The following is a 17,868-nucleotide window of genomic DNA, read 5'->3' as shown; positions in this document are numbered from 1 at the left end:
TAAACATGAATTTAAAACAACTTGGACAGCGCACAAAACAAGCCAGTAAAGTTCTACCCACGGTGAGCACCGAGATTAAACAGAACATCCTAAAAAAGATGGCTGAAAATATTTTAAAGGCCAGCGAATCAATTAAAACTGAAAACCAGAAAGATTTGAAGGGCGCCAGGAAACGTGGTCTATCCAGCGCCATGATCGATAGGCTCACGCTAACTGATGAGCGGATAAGCGCCATGGCTGATAGTCTGTTGGAAGTGGCCAGCCTGGAAGATCCAGTTGGGGTAATCACTGAAGAATATACACGTCCAAACGGTTTGCTAATCCAAAGGCGACGGATACCCCTGGGTGTCATTGGCGTGATCTATGAATCCCGACCCAATGTCACAGTTGAGGCCGCCTCATTGTGCTTTTTTGCCGGAAACGGCTTACTTCTAAGGGGTGGTTCTGAATCCTTTCACTCCAATCAAATCCTGGTGAAGATTCTAAAATCAGCCCTGGCTGAACATGGCTTGGAGGATGTGATCAACATGGCTCCTACCACCGACAGATCAAGTGTGGATGAACTGGCAAAAATGAATGATGTTCTGGATGTGATTATCCCCAGGGGTGGGGAAGGGCTGATTCGTCACATTTATGAAATCGCTACCGTCCCGGTGATTGCCCACTACAAAGGCAATTGCCATATGTTTATCGATGAAACCGCCAAAGTGGAAAGCGCTGTTTCCATTGCCATGAACTCCAAAGCCCAGCGACCTGGAGTTTGTAATGCGCTTGAAACCTTACTCATCCATGAAAAAGTTGCAGATCAATTTTTACCAGCATTTTTATCAGAAGCCGACAAGCAGCAGGTTGAGATCAGGGGGTGCGCGAAAACACAGGCTTTCTCAGAAAAAGTACTTCCAGTAACCCCGAAGGATTTTGATACAGAGTTTCTTGATCTCATTCTGGCAGTCAGGGTGGTTACAGATCTTCCAGCCGCCATCGATCATATCCAGACCTACACAAGTGATCACACCGAGGTTATTGTCAGCGAAGACAAGAAGAATATTGAAACCTTTACCAGAGCCCTGGATAGCTCAGCAATTATTGTCAACGCATCAACCCGTTTCAATGATGGCGGACAGCTGGGGTTGGGTGCTGAAATTGGCATCAGCACCACCAAGCTTCATTCTTTCGGCCCTATGGGATTAAGGGAACTCACCACCACAAAATTTGTGGTAACAGGCAGCGGTCAGTTAAGAAATTAAAGAATATATTGAAAATCATGAAAAATATTTCGGATTATGTGATATTTGGTGTAATTAGAAAAGTGGATCACAGGATGGGATGTATTCGTGCAAACTTCAAAAGAGCATAAACAGAAATTTGACTCTGGCAATGGAACAGGAGTCAAAAAGATGAATCCCTTTCCCCTTTATAGACCTGAACAACATCATGATGCCTGCGGAGTAGGCTTTATTGCTGAAGAATCTGGACAGCCAAGCCGCCGGGTGGTGGAATTGGCCCTCAAAGCGCTAAACCGTCTCGAACATCGGGGTGGTAAGGGCTTTGATCAGGATACTGGAGATGGGGCAGGTATTCTGGTTGATATTCCATGGTCGTTTTTTAAAGCTCGCATGCAAGCTTCCGATCTGAAAAAAGCCAGAAAAAGTGAGACCCTGGCCTTAGCCGTCATCTTCTCTAGGAATATTTCCAGTTCCTTTCTGGATAGCACCTTGTCCAAACAGGCCAAAGTTCTGGGCTCCAGGTATCTTGGTTCATTGCAGGTGCCGGTGAAACCAGAACATCTCGGGAGTATAGCCCAGGCCAATCAACCTGATATCCAACATGCATTGTTTGCCATCCCAGCTGAAGGGAAATATTCAGCAGAACAGCAGACCTATCTCATGCGCAAAAGTTTGGAGAACCGTATTCAAGAGTCGGGACTAAGCCTGTACTTTTGCAGTTTTTCAACGCGAACCATGGTTTACAAGGGTCTGCTTTCATCCTATCAGATTGGACAATTCTACCCTGACCTGCGAGAGCCCGAATTCAAGACCCGCATGGCAATATTTCACGAACGTTTTTCAACCAATACCAATCCATCCTGGGAAATGGCCCAACCCTTCCACGGAATAGCCCATAATGGTGAGATCAATACCATCAGGGGTAATCGGCTTTGGATGAATGCCCGTCAACGACAACTTCAATCAAAATTCTGGAAACAAGATTTTCAGAAACTTCGTCCGATTATTACACCTGGATTGAGTGATTCTGCCAGCTTTGATGAGGTCTTCAGCTTGCTGGTTCAGACTGGGCGAGATCCCAATCATGCCATGATGATGATGGTACCGGACCCCTACAGCGGCTTTCCTCAAATGGATCGAGCACTGATTGACTTCTATATGTACCATGAAAACTTCATGGAGCCCTGGGATGGACCTGCTGCGCTCATTTTTACCGATGGAGAAACGGTGGGAGCCAAGCTGGACCGAAATGGTCTGCGGCCCTTACGCTATACCAGGACAAAAAGTGGCTTGGTCATTATGGCATCTGAAGCGGGTGTGGTGGATGTTGATGATGATGACCTCATTGTTCACCATCATATGTCTTCAGGTGAAATATATTCAGTTTCCCTAACTGGAGGCGTTGAGAATAATGTTCAGACCAAGGACCGTATCTCTCATCAGGCAAAATATGGCCAGTTGATGAAGAAAAATTTTCTACGCCTTAAGCGAGAAGATAATGATACAGAGTTTGGGGATTTCGCCATACCCGAAGGTGGTTTTGACAAACGTAATCGGCTAGCCCTGGGATGGCATCAGGAATCAGTTGATCGATTTACTGGGCCTTTGAGTGGCGTGCCACTGGAACCAGTAGGGGCCATGGGTGATGACACACCTCCAGCTTTTCTCTCCCAGAAGAGTCGCAGCTTTTATGATTACTTCGTACAATCCTTTGCCCAGGTCACCAATCCACCCATAGATCCTATTCGTGAACGACTCATGATGAGCTTGTACCACTATATCGGTAGTGAGGAAAATTTACTCGCTTCTGAACCCGCCTTTCATGGAGCTATTCGGATAGCAAGTCCGGTACTCTCTCCACGGGAAGTCCGATGGATGATGAGAAAATACAGACTTTTCAAGCATAAGATCATTTCTGTATTAGCGCCTGTTGAACAGAGTTTTGAAGGACGCCTTAAGGAAATTCAGGATGAGTGTGTTCAAGCGGTGGAATCAGGGAAGCGGATACTATTTCTCAGTGATGAGCATGTAGATGAGTCCCAGGTCCCCATACCCATGGCCCTGGTGGTGTCTGCAGTGCATCATGACCTGGTGAGACATAAAATCCGTAGCGATGTCTCTCTTATTTGTCTAGCCGGGGATGTTTTTGAAGATCACCATGTTTCAGTGCTAACCACATTGGGTGCCAGCGCTGTATACCCCTATATGGCCTATGAACTCATCCGCGAGAACCTGGATGAGGGCGACTGGTTGAAGGGAATGTCCAATTATCGCTTCGCGCTTGAGAAGGGATTGTTAAAGAGTATGGCCAAAATGGGTATTTCAACTTTTAGCTCATACCAGGGGAGCATGCTGCTTCACACCATTGGATTACATGCAGATTTTCTAAAGAGCTGGATGCCTTCCTTGAGACCAAATATTGGTGGTGATGGCATCGCAGCCATTCAAGGCCGAGTGAGGAAGCGACATGGCTCAGCATTCCAAACAGATCATCCAGAGATGGAGGATATTGGTCTTTTCCGCGTGAAGCGGGATGGGGAAGCCCATGGTTATAGTCCAGCCATTGCCAAACAGATCAGGAATAGAGCGACCCATAAACCTGAAAAAACCAGAAAACCCAGAGGTCCTGTCTATTTAAGGGATCTCATGGATTTAAAAAGCAGCGTCGCTTCAGCAGGTTTAGTGGTTGAGTCTGGCGACCAGATTACCAAACGTTTTGGGGTCGCAGCCATGAGTTTTGGGGCACTAAGTGATGAGTCCCATCGCGTATTGACACAGGGAATTGCCATGGTGGGTGGTCGCAGCAATACTGGTGAAGGTGGCGAAACACCAGATCGATATTTACTCTATAAGCATAACGACCATATGAATTCACATACCAAGCAGATCGCCAGTGGACGTTTTGGTGTAAAAGCTGATTATCTGGCAGCCGCCCAGGAACTTCAAATTAAAATTGCCCAAGGTGCCAAACCTGGAGAGGGTGGACAGCTACCAGGTCAAAAAGTGAGTGTGGAAATTGCCACAGCCAGATCATCAACACCTGGAATCCCCCTTATTTCACCACCACCTCACCATGATATCTATTCAATTGAGGATCTGGCTCAACTGATCTATGATTTAAAAGAAAGTAACCCCCGTGCCCGCATATCCGTCAAGCTGGCATCCCAACCGGGTATCGGAATTGTCGCCTGTGGTGTGGTCAAGGCCGGCGCAGATATCGTGGTTGTTTCCGGTGGAGATGGAGGGACAGGAGCCAGTCCACTTGGTTCAATGAAGCATACGGGTATGGCCTGGGAAACGGGACTGGCTGAGACCCACCAGTCCCTCATTGCCAACAAGTTAAGAAGCAGAGTGGTCCTCCGGGTAGATGGAGGATTGCAGGAAGCAAAAGATATTCTTGTGGCAGCAGCGCTGGGGGCGGAGGAATATGATTTTGGGTCAGTAGCCCTCATGGCCATAGGCTGTGTTATGGTGCGTCGTTGTCATGAAAACACCTGCCCCGTAGGGATTGCCACCCAGGATCCGACTTTACGCAAAAAATTTAAAGGCACTCCGGAACAACTCGCTTCCTTTTTCAAACTTCTGGCAGAAGATGTTCGTGATCAGTTATCAAAAATAGGATTGCCCAGTCTGGAAGCTCTCATAGGACGCAATGATTTATTGGAACAAAAGAAGGAGCTGGAAACTGAAGATGATTTCCCTGATGTAGATTTCTCAAATCTTCTTGAGCCAGTCCTCTCACGTGACTGGTTGAAACGGGACCAAGATCAGAGCATTATTAGAAAATTCCCCAGCTTTGATGAGAAAATCCTGGAGAGTATTCATAAAGAATTGTTGACCCATGGTCAGGCTGTCATTAGAGATACCGTCAGCAATAAAGACAGAGCCGTGGGTACCCGTCTGGCAGGTGAAATTGCCTTTCTTTTCGGAGAGGGCCAGTTCAACGGAACCCTGCAGTATCGCTTGCGTGGAGTGGCTGGTCAAAGTCTGGGGGCCTTCCTTACCCACGGGATTGAATTACGTCTCAAGGGTCTGGCCAATGATTACGTAGGTAAGGGGATGAGTGGTGGATTGATTACCATTCGTATGCCCCGGGATATTCGGGAGCATGGGAAAGAACATACCATGATTGGCAATGTGGCTCTATATGGGGCTACCGGCGGAACCCTGTTTGTAGCCGGCCGAGCCAATGAACGATTTGCAGTTCGTAATAGTGGTGCTTCAGCAGTTGTGGAAGGCGTGGGGAATCATGCCTGTGAGTACATGACCCGGGGAGTGGTCATCGTTCTTGGTGAAATTGGATTCAATTTTGGGAGCGGCATGACAGGTGGAACGGCATATCTATTTAATCTGAGTGATGCCGACAGGGAGCATTTGAATACGGATTTTGTTCTGGAAGAATCCATCAGTGAATCTGATGAATTTACCATCACCAGATTGCTGGAACGTCACCGATTTCATACAGGATCACTCAAGACATCTGATATTCTTGAAAATTGGGAAGCTGAGAAGCAAAAGTTTTCCAAAATTACACCACTGGTTATGCAATTTTTGGATAGCAAGGCTCTCTATGATCAACAGGTGAGTCAGCGTTTGAGTCTTGTGCTCAATGAGTAAAGAGATGAGCGCTTCGCATGAAAATGACAAATATTCGCCTCTAACAAGAAAAACAGAAAATGCAGGGACCCGAGTCTTGTTAGTCACTCAGAATGTTGTTACTACAAAAAATATTAACCTGGTGAACACTCCTGGATCTTTGGAATTCAAGACAAATAATATCTCGAATCGATACAGTTAAGTTTTTGGTTTGCTTGGGAGTAGGGCTCTTTTCAAAATCAGAATATAGGCAAAATATTTGCCAGAAATCTGCCCCGTGACCTTGGTAAAAGATAAAAATATGAAGAAACACAATCTTTTTAAAAAGGTATTGCATAAGGCCGTTAATTCGAGATAGAATATACCAGGTTAAAAACCATGAGAAGCATGACTAGAAATATGACCCATTCAAATCGCCCCCTCACCGGGCAGGCTCTGGCAGTAAGCTCAGAGCATGAGTCAATTCTAGCTACAGAGATTTTAAGTATTAATGTCCTCAGTCTTCTGGGCCTGGTACTTATTATTATCAACGCCACTCTGATCGCCTGATAGAACTTACAAACACATCAGGATTGAGCAGAGAGGCGGCTAACCCCCGACTAAATTCGCTTGTACCCCTGATCGAAAAGTTCTTTCCGGCTTCAGCTTTGCGCAAACTGAAGGGAAGAGAAAAGTATGAGATCAGATCTCATAAAAAAAGGATTCGATAAGGCACCCCACCGCAGTCTTTTGCGCGCTACTGGCGTGATTCAAAAAGATTCTGATTTTGAAAAACCATTTATCGGTGTTGCCAATTCATATATAGACCTCATACCTGGTCATGTCCATCTACAAGCCTTCGGCGCTGTTGCCAAAAAAGCGGTGCGTGAAGCTGGTGGCATACCTTTCGAATTCAATACTATCGGTGTGGATGATGGTATTGCCATGGGACATCTGGGAATGCGCTATTCTCTGCCCAGCCGGGAGCTCATCGCCGACAGTGTTGAAACTGTTGCGGAAGCTCATCGTCTGGATGGTCTCATCTGTATCTCAAGTTGCGACAAAATTGTCCCCGGCATGCTCATGGCTGTATTGCGTATGAACATTCCTGCTGTCTTTGTTGCGGGAGGACCCATGGAGGCCGGTAAAATTGCCAACGGAGACAAAGTTGACCTCATTTCTGTATTTGAGGGCGTGGGCAAGCATCAGGCTGGGACCATTAACGATGAACAGTTAAAGGAATTGGAAGAACAGGGCTGTCCTACGTGTGGCTCTTGCTCAGGTATGTTCACTGCCAACTCCATGAACTGTCTCCTGGAAGCCCTGGGTATGGCCATGCCTGGAAATGGCAGCATGTTGGCCACGGATAATGGCAGACTTAAACTGGTTCAGGATTGTGCCACTGCCATCATGGAATTGGTTAAGAAGGATGTGAAACCCCGGGATATCGTTACCCGGGAAACTATCCTCAACGCATTTGCACTCGATATGGCAATGGGCGGTAGTACCAATACGGTTTTACACACCCTGGCGGCAGCAACAGAAGCTGAAATCGATTTCGATCTTAATGAATTGAATGCCCTGAGCAGGAGAACTCCCTACTTATGCAAGGTGAGCCCCGCTACTGATAGGGTACACATGGAAGATGTCCATCTCGCCGGTGGGATCTCGGCCATTTTAAAAGAACTGTCCCGTGTAGATGGTTTGCTTGATCTGGAGCGACCCACCATTACTGGAAAAACGCTGGGCCAGACCATCGAGTCAGCAGTCCGCTTGAATAAAGATGTTATTCGATCCATCGAAAACCCCTATTCCCAGGAGGGTGGGCTGGCCATCCTTTATGGAAATTTAGCGCCTGATGGCTCTGTCATTAAAACAGGTGCCGTAGATCCCCAAATGGTGGTCCATACTGGTCCTGCTCGCATATATGAATCACAGGATGAAGCCGTATTGGGTATAAAAACGGGTGATGTTAAATCCGGGGATGTTGTGGTCATCCGTTATGAAGGACCCAAAGGTGGACCGGGTATGCCCGAGATGCTGGCGCCAACCAGTGCCATCATGGGCATGGGTCTGGGAGCAGAAGTTGCCCTGATCACAGATGGAAGATTTTCTGGTGGTACACGAGGAGCCTGTGTGGGACATGTATCTCCAGAAGCAGCCTCCGGTGGACCCATTGCCAGCCTCAGAGCTGGTGATGTGATTACCATTGATATACCCAACAGACAGCTTTCCGTCGCATTGACAGATGCTGAAATCGCACAGAGAATGGCTGCCCTTCCGCCATTTGAACCAAAAATAAAATCAGGATACCTCTCGCGATACAGTCGCATGGTAACCTCGGCAAATACAGGAGCAGTGCTCAAATGAGTAAGACAGCTACACCTAATAAAATGATAACCGGCGCAGAGATTGTCTGGGAATGCTTAATCCGGGAGGACGTGGAAGTCGTTTTTGGTTATCCCGGTGGCGCCAATCTTCCCATCTATGATGCATTGGTAAAATACAAGGATCGGATTCATCATGTGCTTACGCGACATGAGCAAAATGCTGCTCATGCGGCTGATGGTTTTGCCAGAGCCAGTGGAAAAGTTGGCGTCTGCATGGCCACGTCAGGTCCTGGGGCCACCAATCTGATCACCGGGGTGGCCACTGCTATGATGGATTCCATTCCCCTGGTGTGCATCACCGGTCAGGTGGGAAGAGAATCACTGGGAAGTGATGCGTTTCAGGAAACGGACATCCTGGGAGCCATGATCCCTTTGACCAAGCACAGCTATCAGGTCAATGATATCAATAAGCTTGCAGCCACCATCAAGGATGCGTTTTACATCGCTCGTACAGGTCGACCAGGTCCAGTTCTCATTGATATTCCAAAAGATGTTCAAAATGAAACCACTGAATTTCTCTATCCGGAAACCCATGATGTTTTACCAGGATATAATCCTGTGATTCGAGCCTCTGAAAATGAATTGGAGGAAGTCGCTAAATTAATAAATGCTGCCAAGAATCCCGTGATTCTGGCAGGCCATGGTGTGCTTTTATCTGGAGCCACCTATGAACTCACAACCCTGGCGGAAAAGGCTGATATCCCTGTGGCAGTAACCCTGCTGGGGATAGGTGGTATTCCTGCCAGCCATCCCAAGTGTATCGGGTTTATGGGAATGCATGGAGGATATTGGGTAAATCATGCCATTCAGGAAGCAGATTTACTTATCGCCTGCGGGATGCGTTTTGATGATCGGGTCACTGGAAAACTTGAGACCTACTCACCGAATTCTAAAAAAATTCATATCGATATAGACCCCACAGAGCTCAATAAAAATATCATCGTAGACGTTGGTATCAGGGGCGATTTGAAAGCGGTTTTGACTGCAGCACTGCCCAAGATTAAAGAGGCAACACATGATGCCTGGACCCATCAAATCAAGGGTTGGATGAAGCAGTCTAAAACCAAGGATATCCTCAACAGAAAATCCGATAAACTCTATGGTGCCTTTGTGGTTCGCGATCTGTGGGAAGCAACCAAAGGCGAAGCACTTATGGTAACCGATGTGGGGCAACACCAAATGACGGTAGCTCAGTATTATTATCAGGATCATGCGAATTCACTGCTTACATCAGGGGGCCTGGGAACCATGGGATATGGTCTTCCCGCTGCTATCGGCGCCAGTTTCGCTGGACGAAAAAAGAATATTTGGGCTGTGGTGGGAGATGGCGGTATCCAGATGACCATCCAGGAACTGGCAACTGCAGTTCAGGAAAATGCCAATATCAATATTGCCTTGATTAATAATGGGTATCTCGGAATGGTTCGTCAATGGCAGGAGATGTTCTATGATAATCGCTACAGCGAAACACCCATCTCTGGACCAGATTACCTCAAGCTTACAGAAGCATACGGCTTGAAGGGTTACCGGGTCACAGAGCGCAAAGATGTTATTTCTGCGGTTCTGGAAGCACAGGCACACGATGGTCCAACCCTCATCGAATTTGTGGTTGAACCCATGGAAATGGTCTACCCCATGGTTGCCACTGGCTCAGCACTAAATGAGATGGTGCAACGTCCCCTGGCCGAAGAACAGTTTGCAGATATGGAGATATAGGAGTTAATCATGCAGAAATCAGAACATACAATTGTAGCCTTTGTAGAAGATGAACCGGGAGTTCTGAACCGGATCGTCTCATTACTCAGACGCAGGAATTTTAACATCAAAAGCATTGTCGCCGGAGCAACTGAGCGACCTGGTCTCACCAGAATGACCATCGTAACCGATGAATCCAACCAACACCGTAGAGTGAATATGGCTCGGAATATTCAAAAGCTGGTGAATGCCTATACAGTGGAGGATGTCACCGATGTGCCCTCGGTAATTCGTGAATATATGCTGGCCAAGGTATCTGTGAAGAATGGCGACCGCACTGAGCTTGATCTGCTCACCCGTGAGTATGGGGCCAAGATCATCGATTCTGAAGAGGGGGCGGTCATCGTAGAGGCCACTGGTTATGATATGGAAATCGAATCCTTTTTACAGAAGCTTAAGGAATTCGATATCGTAGAGCTTATGCGCTCAGGCAAGATGGCCATGCGTCGGGGAAGTCACCTCGAATTAAAAGAAAAATTAGAAATGATGTCTACTGATCAACAGTGGACCACCAAACAAATTCAATCAGCCATTGGTTAAGAGGAAATTAGAATGAATGTAAATGCGTATTATGACAGTGATGCTGATCTGTCACTATTAAAAGGAAAAAAGTGTGCAGTTCTGGGTTATGGAAGTCAGGGTCACGCACACGCTTTGAATCTCATGGAATCCGGCGTGGATATCCGTGTGGGACTTCGTAAAGAAAGTGCCTCCTGGCAAAAAGCTGAAGCCGCTGGTCTAAAGGTCATGACTATTGCTGAAGCAACTGCCTCAGCCGATATCGTCATGTTGTTACTACCGGATCAAACCATGAAGGCCATCTATGATGCAGAGGTCGCTCCCAATCTATCTGGTGTAACGACCCTGGCTTTCGGTCATGGTTTCAATATCCATTACAAACAGATTGTACCACCGGCTCATGTGAATGTCATTATGATTGCACCCAAAAGTCCCGGTCATCTCGTCCGTAGAACCTATGAGGATGGACAAGGTGTACCCTGCCTCGTTGCAGTTGAACAGGATGCCAGCGGAAATGCCAGGGACCTGGCGCTGGCCTGGGCCAAGGGAATCGGCTGTACCCGTGCTGGAGCCCTGGAAACCAATTTTAAGGATGAGACTGAAACAGATCTCTTTGGTGAACAGGCCGTTCTCTGTGGCGGTGTAGCCGACCTGGTAAAAACTGGTTTCGAAACCCTCACCGAGGCTGGTTATCCAGCGGACCTGGCCTATTTCGAGTGCATGCATGAATTAAAATTGATTGTAGACCTCTTCTATGAAGGCGGTCTGACACGAATGAATTATTCCGTCAGTGAGACTGCTGAATATGGTGGCATGACCCGCGGCCCGCGTGTTGTTGATGCCGGGACAAAAGAACGCATGAAAGCCATTCTAAAAGAGGTCCAGGATGGATCTTTTGCTAAGGAATGGCTACAGGAATCCAATAAAGGTGGTAAAAATTTTGAGGCACTTCGCCAAGCCAATCAAGACCATCCCATTGAAGTCGTGGGAAAAAAATTGCGTGGTATGATGAGCTTTATTGGAAAAAGAGGTTAATGAATTCAATGCAATCCTATAAAATTGCCGTTCTCCCAGGAGATGGTATCGGTCCTGAGGTGATGGAAGCAGCCTTGAAGGTTCTGGATACTGTGGGAGAAATGGAATCAGTCAAGTTCGAATATGAATATGCCCAGGTCGGTGGTTGTGCCATTGATGAGACGGGGAAACCCCTGTCAGAGGAAACCCTGGAAATGTGCCAACGCTCAGATGCCGTCCTCCTTGGCGCCGTTGGTGGTCCCAAATGGGAATCCTTACCTCAAGACCAAAAACCGGAGCAAGCCCTTCTGCAACTCCGGGGCGGCCTGGGACTTTATTCGAATCTGCGACCTGCAGTTGTATTTCCTGCCTTGGCAGGTGCGTCCTCACTCCGCGAGGAAGTGGTTTCAGGTGTAGATGTCATGGTTGTCAGGGAATTGACAGGAGGCATCTATTTTGGGACACCCAAGGGTGCTGATGCCAACAAGGGCTGGAATACCATGGTCTATGAACGACACGAGGTGGAACGAATTGCCCGCGTTGCCTTTGATCTTGCCCGTAAACGTAGTGGCCGTGTGACATCAGTGGATAAAGCCAATGTGCTGGATGTCTCCCAATTCTGGCGCGATATCGTCATTGAAGTTCATCAGGAGTATCCCGATGTGCAATTGGATCATATGTATGTGGACAACGCTGCCATGCAACTGGTCCGCACACCCAAGCAGTTTGATGTCATCGTCACTTCGAATATGTTTGGGGATATCCTCAGTGATATAGCCTCCATGGTTACAGGTAGCCTGGGTATGCTCCCTTCAGCCAGTCTCGGTGAGAAATATGCTCTCTACGAACCCGTTCATGGGTCAGCTCCAGATATTGCCGGACAAAATTTAGCCAACCCTTTGGCCATGATCATGTCAGTAGCCATGATGTTGAGTTACACGCTTGATATGGGGAAAGCCGGCGCAGCCCTTCAGACTGCAGTTTCTGCAGTTTTAGAAGCAGGTTACCGTACAGGTGAGATATACCAGGATGGAGACAAGCTGGTTACAACAACAGAAATGAGCGATCTGGTCATCAAGCAATTAAAACAGAATAGTGCGAGGGTTGCATGATCGAAGCAAAAACACAGCGCCACAAGGGACATACCCATGAGTGATAAAGTAATCGTATTTGACACCACCCTCAGGGATGGTGAACAATCACCAGGTGCTTCTCTGACCTTGCTTGAGAAGGTGGAAATTGCACGTCAGCTCGATAAACTCGGTGTAGATGTGATCGAGGCAGGATTTCCCATTTCATCACCAACTCAATTCAATGCTGTCCAACGTATTGGTGGCGAAGTGTCAGCTGTGGTGGCCGGGTTGGCCAGGGCTCTTGAGCCAGATATTGATGCTGTCAGACGTGCCCTGGAGCAAGCAGAAAAGTACCGGATCCATACCTTTATGGGTACCTCAGATATCCATATCACTCAAAAATTCGGAAGCAATCGTTATGGTAAAAATCTGGCTGAAAAACGCCAGAAAGTCCTGGAGATGGCCTGTGATGCTGTGGCTTATGCCAAGACTTTTACCCCAGATGTGGAGTTCTCTCCAGAGGATGCAGGACGAACTGATATAGACTATCTCGTTGAAATCACTGAAGCAGTGATTGCTGCTGGAGCTACCACAGTCAACATTCCTGATACCACAGGTTATACCTTTCCAGTAGAGTTCGGTCAAAAGATTGCCGCATTGAAAGAAAGAGTTCCCAACATCGATCAAGCCGTTATCAGTGTACACTGTCACAACGATCTTGGATTGGCTGTCGCCAACTCATTAACGGCGATCTCTCAAGGAGCCAGACAAGTTGAATGTACAATCAATGGGATTGGCGAACGGGCCGGGAACGCTTCCCTGGAAGAGATCGTCATGGCCTTGAAGATTCGAGCTGATTTATGGAATTGTCATACCGACATCCATACTCAGGAAATAATGAACACCAGCCGCATGGTGTCCATGTACACCGGCATGTTGGTCCAGCCCAATAAGGCCATTGTTGGTGAAAATGCCTTTGCCCATGAAGCTGGAATTCATCAGGATGGCATGCTTAAAAACCGAAATACCTATGAGATCATGAATCCAGATTCAATTGGAATTGGAGAAAGTAAAATTGTCCTTGGTCGACATTCTGGAAGGGCTGGCTTGAAATCTCGCCTGGAAGCGCTGGGATATCATCTGGATAAAGAACACCTCAAAATCATCTACAAAGCATTTGTGGTACTGGCAGACAAAAAAAAGGAAGTCTTTGATGAAGACCTTCGCGCCATCATGGGTGAAGTTCTTGACCAGGAAGATGCTTTCTACAAGCTGGACTATTTGCATGTCAATCTTGGAACCACCACCATTCCTGTGGCCATCGTACGCGTCTTAACACCTGAGGGGGAATATCAGGATTCAGCCACTGGGGATGGTCCGGTTGCAGCCTGTTTCAGAGCCATTGCACGAGCCCTGGGTATTCGCCAGCAGTTCAAGCTTGAATACTATCAGGTTCGTTCCATTACCCGTGGAAAAAGCGCTCTGGGAGAGGTGACCTTGAGGCTGCATCACAATGGGGACATCTATGCCGGTCGTGGAATCTCCACAGACACCATTGAGGCCAGCGCCAAAGCCTATCTGGAAGCCCTGAATCAGCACAAAAAGAAACAGGAATTAGATCTAACTACTGAAACGGTGAAAGAACACGTCTAATGGCAGGAAAAACATTATACGATAAGCTCTGGGAAAGCCATGAAGTTCGGAAGAACGACAACGGTACCAGTCTGCTATATATCGATCGACAATTGATACACGAAGTCACATCACCTCAAGCCTTTGAAGGTCTCAGGATGAACAAAAGAGCCCCGTGGCGCAAAGATGCAAATGTGGCCGTTCCTGATCACAACATTCCCACCAAAGATCGGGACAAAGGTGTTGAAGACCCGGTCTCAAAACTCCAAATAGACACGCTGGCCAGTAATACTGCTGAATTGGGCATCACCAATTTTGATATGTCTGACCCGCGTCAGGGGATTGTCCATGTCATTGGTCCCGAACAGGGTATAACCCTGCCTGGTATGACCATCGTTTGCGGCGATTCTCATACCTCAACCCACGGTGCTCTGGGTGCCCTGGCCTTTGGAATCGGCACCTCGGAAGTTGAACATGTCCTGGCAACCCAATGTCTGGTGCAGGAAAAATCAAAAAACATGCTGGTGCAGGTGGATGGAGCGTTTCATGCAGGGGTCACAGCCAAGGATTTGATCCTGGCTATCATTGGCCAAATCGGCACTGCAGGTGGGACCGGTTATGCCATCGAATTTGGTGGTGAAGCCATCCGGATGATGTCCATGGAAGGTCGCATGACGGTCTGTAACATGACCATCGAAGCAGGCGCCAGGGCTGGTCTTATTGCAGTGGATGATACCACCATTGCATATGTCAAGGGACGCAACTTTGCTCCCAGGGCATCCGCCTGGGAAACTGCAGAATCATATTGGAGAACCCTCCAATCTGACGCCGATGCAACATATGATAAAACCGTTGTGATTGATGCATCAGACCTCAAGCCCATGGTTACCTGGGGAACCTCACCAGAGATGGTGGCTCCAGTAGATGGCTTTGTGCCAGATGCCTCCGACCCCAATAAAGCTGAACAAATCAATAATGCGCTGAAGTATATGGGTCTTACTCCTGGCATGCCCATTCAACAAATAACCTTTGATAAAATATTTATCGGCTCCTGCACCAATTCACGTATTGAAGACCTCAGGGAAGCAGCCCGCATCGTAAAGGGCCAGAGCATCGCCACAAATATTTCACTGGCCATGGTGGTCCCTGGATCAGGTCCTGTGAAAGCCCAGGCAGAAGCAGAGGGTCTGGATAAGATTTTCCTGGATGCAGGTTTTGAGTGGCGAGAACCAGGATGTTCCATGTGTCTGGCTATGAATGCAGATCGTCTGGAGCCTGGTGAACGCTGTGCTTCAACTTCAAATCGAAACTTTGAAGGACGCCAGGGGCAGGGGGGGCGAACCCATCTTTTAAGTCCTGCCATGGCCGCAGCCGCAGCTATAACTGGTCATGTCACCGATGTCACTAAATATTACGAGAACTAAGATGCAGAAATTTACATCACATCATGGTTTGGTAGCTCCCCTGGATAGATCCAACGTGGACACTGATGCCATCATCCCCAAGCAATTCCTGAAATCAATCCGCAGAACAGGTTTTGGTCCCTATTTATTTGACGAATGGCGCTATCTGGATCATGGCGAACCTGGTCAGGATTGCAGTAGTCGCCCACTGAATCAAGACTTTGTCCTCAATGATGGGCGCTATCAAGGCGCTACCGTATTATTAACCAGAGAGAATTTTGGATGTGGATCCAGTCGTGAACATGCTCCCTGGGCACTACTGGATTATGGGTTTAAGGTCATTCTGGCAGAGAGCTTTGCGGACATCTTTTATTCGAACTGCTTCAAAAATGGCATGCTGCCAATTGTTCTCTCATCCCCTCAAATTGAGGAGCTATTCAAAGCGACGGTGAGCATTCCTGGCTTTACACTCAGTGTTGATCTTGAGGAGCAAACGGTTACCAGTAGTGCGGGAACTCGCTTTGGGTTTGATCTGGATGCATATCGAAAATACAGTCTGCTGAATGGTTTGGATGAAATTGGCCAAACCCTCTCCTACAAACAGGAAATTGCTGATTTTGAAAGCAAACACCTCAAAAAAAATAGCTGGCTAACCCAAGAGGTGCGTTGACGTGTCTGACCATAGAACCATTGAGTTATTTGATTCAACCCTGAGAGACGGTACCCAGGGAGAAGGCGTAAATCTTTCAGTAGATGATAAGCTCCACATTGCCCAGCGTCTGGATGAGTTCGGTATTGGTGTGCTTGAGGGAGGCTGGCCTGGCTCAAATCCCAGGGATCAGGAGTTTTTTGCCCGGGCCAGGAAGATGACCTGGCAACAGGCTAAAATTTGTGCCTTTGGCTCTACGGCCAGAACGATTGAGGGCGTTACCTCAGACCCAAATCTGAATGCTTTGCTAAAAGCCGAAACCGAGGTGGTTTCCATCTTCGGAAAGACCTGGCGACTGCATGCTGAGAAGGGTCTGGGTCTTACTTCCACCCAGAATTCAGAATTGATTGAAAGATCAGTGGCCTATCTGGTCCAGGAAGGCCGTCGGGTTGTTTTTGATGCGGAGCATTTCTTTGATGGCTATAAGGATTCACCAGAGTTCGCCATGGAAATGCTCAGGGCCGCCCAGGCCGGGGGCGCCGATACGCTGGTATTATGTGACACCAATGGTGGAACATTGCCCCATGAAGTTGCACAGGCAACCCAGCATGTATTGGATACTTTTCATGTCCCAGTTGGAATTCACGCCCACAATGATGGGGGCATGGCTGCGGCCAACACCATTATAGCCGTCCAAACAGGTGCCAATCATGTCCAGGGAACCATGAATGGTGTGGGAGAGCGTTGTGGGAATGCCAATCTCAGCACCGTTATTCCAAATCTACTTTTGAAGCTTGGTCTTGACCTGAAACATCCTGTTGATCTTACTCAACTAACAAAAATGGCCAACTATGTCTTCGAAATCATGAATCTACATCCCGATGATCGGGCTCCCTTTGTGGGAAAATCAGCCTTTGCCCACAAGGGTGGCATTCATGTCAGTGCCGTGATGAAAGATAGCCGTATGTACGAGCATATTATCCCCACAGATGTGGGAGCCAAACAGCGGGTGCTTATTTCAGACCTTTCAGGACAGAGTAATATCCGCTACAAGGCCGAAGAACTTGATATCAATCTCCAGAATAGCAGAGGTGAACTTCCCAAACAAGTGGTCCAGCACATTAAGGAAATGGAGCATGGCGGATATCAATATGAAGCTGCTGAAGCTTCTTTTGAACTCATTCTCAAGGAGCAAATGGGAAGTTTTTCACCCTTCTTTGAGGTTGAGGACTCCAGGGTGATTGTCAGTTATGAAAGAGAAGGGCACAACCTGGCAGATGCCATGCTCAAGGTGCGGGTCAATGGGGAGGTTGAACACACCGCAGCTGATGGAGTGGGACCTGTGAACGCCCTGAATAAGGCACTCCAGAAAGCGTTGACACGTTTTTATCCACAATTGTCCGATGTACACTTGAAAGACTACAAGGTACGAGTCCTGGATGGTACCAATGGAACCAGAGCGGTGGTCAGGGTGCTCATCGAGAGTACTGATGGAGAACAGAGTTGGTCCACAGTTGGCGTTTCCGAAAACATAATTGAGGCAAGCTGGCAGGCGCTGGTTGACAGCCTGAACTATAAGCTGATGAAATCAAAAATTAAGAACAAGAATGTTAAGAAACAGGATGTGTAATT

General features: G+C 47.6%; 12 protein-coding genes. All 12 read left to right on the top strand.

All coding sequences use genetic code 11. The annotated features are described in order from the left end of the window. The first annotated feature begins 5 nt into the window (after nt 1–5). The 12 genes from ISR87_00505 to ISR87_00450 all read left to right on the top strand — a co-directional run bounded on the left by ISR87_00505 (nt 6) and on the right by ISR87_00450 (nt 17,866). Nucleotides 6–1,247 carry a glutamate-5-semialdehyde dehydrogenase gene (locus ISR87_00505; protein MBL7023905.1) on the top strand — a complete coding sequence of 414 codons (1,242 nt, stop codon included), beginning with the start codon at nt 6–8 and terminating at the stop codon, nt 1,245–1,247. 87 nt (nt 1,248–1,334) lie between these two features. Then, entirely contained in the window at nt 1,335–5,843 is a 4,509-nt protein-coding gene (gene gltB, locus ISR87_00500; protein ID MBL7023904.1) for a glutamate synthase large subunit, read from the top strand. A gap of 366 nt (nt 5,844–6,209) precedes the next feature. Further along, the gene (locus tag ISR87_00495; protein ID MBL7023903.1) at nt 6,210–6,371 is read left to right on the top strand and encodes a hypothetical protein; all 162 of its coding nucleotides are present in this window, start codon (nt 6,210–6,212) and stop codon (nt 6,369–6,371) included. Between the two features lie 126 nt (nt 6,372–6,497). Then, a complete protein-coding gene (gene ilvD, locus ISR87_00490) occupies nt 6,498–8,171 on the top strand; it encodes a dihydroxy-acid dehydratase (GenBank protein MBL7023902.1) in 1,674 nt (557 codons plus the stop codon). Between the two features lie 23 nt (nt 8,172–8,194). After that, nucleotides 8,195–9,907, top strand: a complete 1,713-nt coding sequence (gene ilvB / locus ISR87_00485) for a biosynthetic-type acetolactate synthase large subunit (protein ID MBL7023901.1) — start codon at nt 8,195–8,197, stop codon at nt 9,905–9,907. A 9-nt stretch (nt 9,908–9,916) separates the two neighbouring features. Further along, nucleotides 9,917–10,486, top strand: a complete 570-nt coding sequence (gene ilvN, locus ISR87_00480) for an acetolactate synthase small subunit (GenBank protein ID MBL7023900.1) — start codon at nt 9,917–9,919, stop codon at nt 10,484–10,486. Nucleotides 10,487–10,498: 12 nt separating this feature from the next. Beyond that, nucleotides 10,499–11,500: a ketol-acid reductoisomerase gene (ilvC, locus tag ISR87_00475; protein ID MBL7023899.1), complete on the top strand. Its 1,002-nt coding sequence runs from the start codon at nt 10,499–10,501 to the stop codon at nt 11,498–11,500. An 8-nt stretch (nt 11,501–11,508) separates the two neighbouring features. After that, complete coding sequence (gene leuB, locus ISR87_00470; protein MBL7023898.1) at nt 11,509–12,591, top strand: 3-isopropylmalate dehydrogenase; 1,083 nt, start codon at nt 11,509–11,511, stop codon at nt 12,589–12,591. 36 nt (nt 12,592–12,627) lie between these two features. Further along, on the top strand, nt 12,628–14,205 hold the full coding sequence (locus ISR87_00465) for a 2-isopropylmalate synthase (protein MBL7023897.1): 1,578 nt from the start codon (nt 12,628–12,630) through the stop codon (nt 14,203–14,205). Further along, the gene (gene leuC / locus ISR87_00460; GenBank protein MBL7023896.1) at nt 14,205–15,608 is read left to right on the top strand and encodes a 3-isopropylmalate dehydratase large subunit; all 1,404 of its coding nucleotides are present in this window, start codon (nt 14,205–14,207) and stop codon (nt 15,606–15,608) included. The genes ISR87_00465 and leuC overlap by 1 nt, the downstream gene beginning before the upstream one ends. A gap of 1 nt (nt 15,609) precedes the next feature. Continuing rightward, a complete protein-coding gene (gene leuD / locus ISR87_00455) occupies nt 15,610–16,257 on the top strand; it encodes a 3-isopropylmalate dehydratase small subunit (GenBank protein MBL7023895.1) in 648 nt (215 codons plus the stop codon). A gap of 1 nt (nt 16,258) precedes the next feature. After that, nucleotides 16,259–17,866, top strand: a complete 1,608-nt coding sequence (locus ISR87_00450; protein ID MBL7023894.1) for a citramalate synthase — start codon at nt 16,259–16,261, stop codon at nt 17,864–17,866. The last annotated feature ends 2 nt before the right edge of the window (nt 17,867–17,868 follow it).

This window comes from Candidatus Neomarinimicrobiota bacterium, assembly GCA_016784545.1.
Taxonomy (GTDB): domain Bacteria; phylum Fidelibacterota; class UBA8477; order UBA8477; family JABMPR01; genus JABMPR01.
This window is presented reverse-complemented; position numbering and strand designations above follow the sequence as displayed.

Coding starts and splice junctions, on each gene's coding strand:
- ISR87_00505 (MBL7023905.1), top strand. CDS start 6: ATGAATTTAAAACAACTTGGACAGCGCACAAAACAAGCCAGTAAAGTT.
- ISR87_00495 (MBL7023903.1), top strand. CDS start 6,210: ATGACTAGAAATATGACCCATTCAAATCGCCCCCTCACCGGGCAGGCT.
- ilvD (MBL7023902.1), top strand. CDS start 6,498: ATGAGATCAGATCTCATAAAAAAAGGATTCGATAAGGCACCCCACCGC.
- ilvB (MBL7023901.1), top strand. CDS start 8,195: ATGATAACCGGCGCAGAGATTGTCTGGGAATGCTTAATCCGGGAGGAC.
- ilvN (MBL7023900.1), top strand. CDS start 9,917: ATGCAGAAATCAGAACATACAATTGTAGCCTTTGTAGAAGATGAACCG.
- ilvC (MBL7023899.1), top strand. CDS start 10,499: ATGAATGTAAATGCGTATTATGACAGTGATGCTGATCTGTCACTATTA.
- leuB (MBL7023898.1), top strand. CDS start 11,509: ATGCAATCCTATAAAATTGCCGTTCTCCCAGGAGATGGTATCGGTCCT.
- ISR87_00465 (MBL7023897.1), top strand. CDS start 12,628: ATGAGTGATAAAGTAATCGTATTTGACACCACCCTCAGGGATGGTGAA.
- leuC (MBL7023896.1), top strand. CDS start 14,205: ATGGCAGGAAAAACATTATACGATAAGCTCTGGGAAAGCCATGAAGTT.
- leuD (MBL7023895.1), top strand. CDS start 15,610: ATGCAGAAATTTACATCACATCATGGTTTGGTAGCTCCCCTGGATAGA.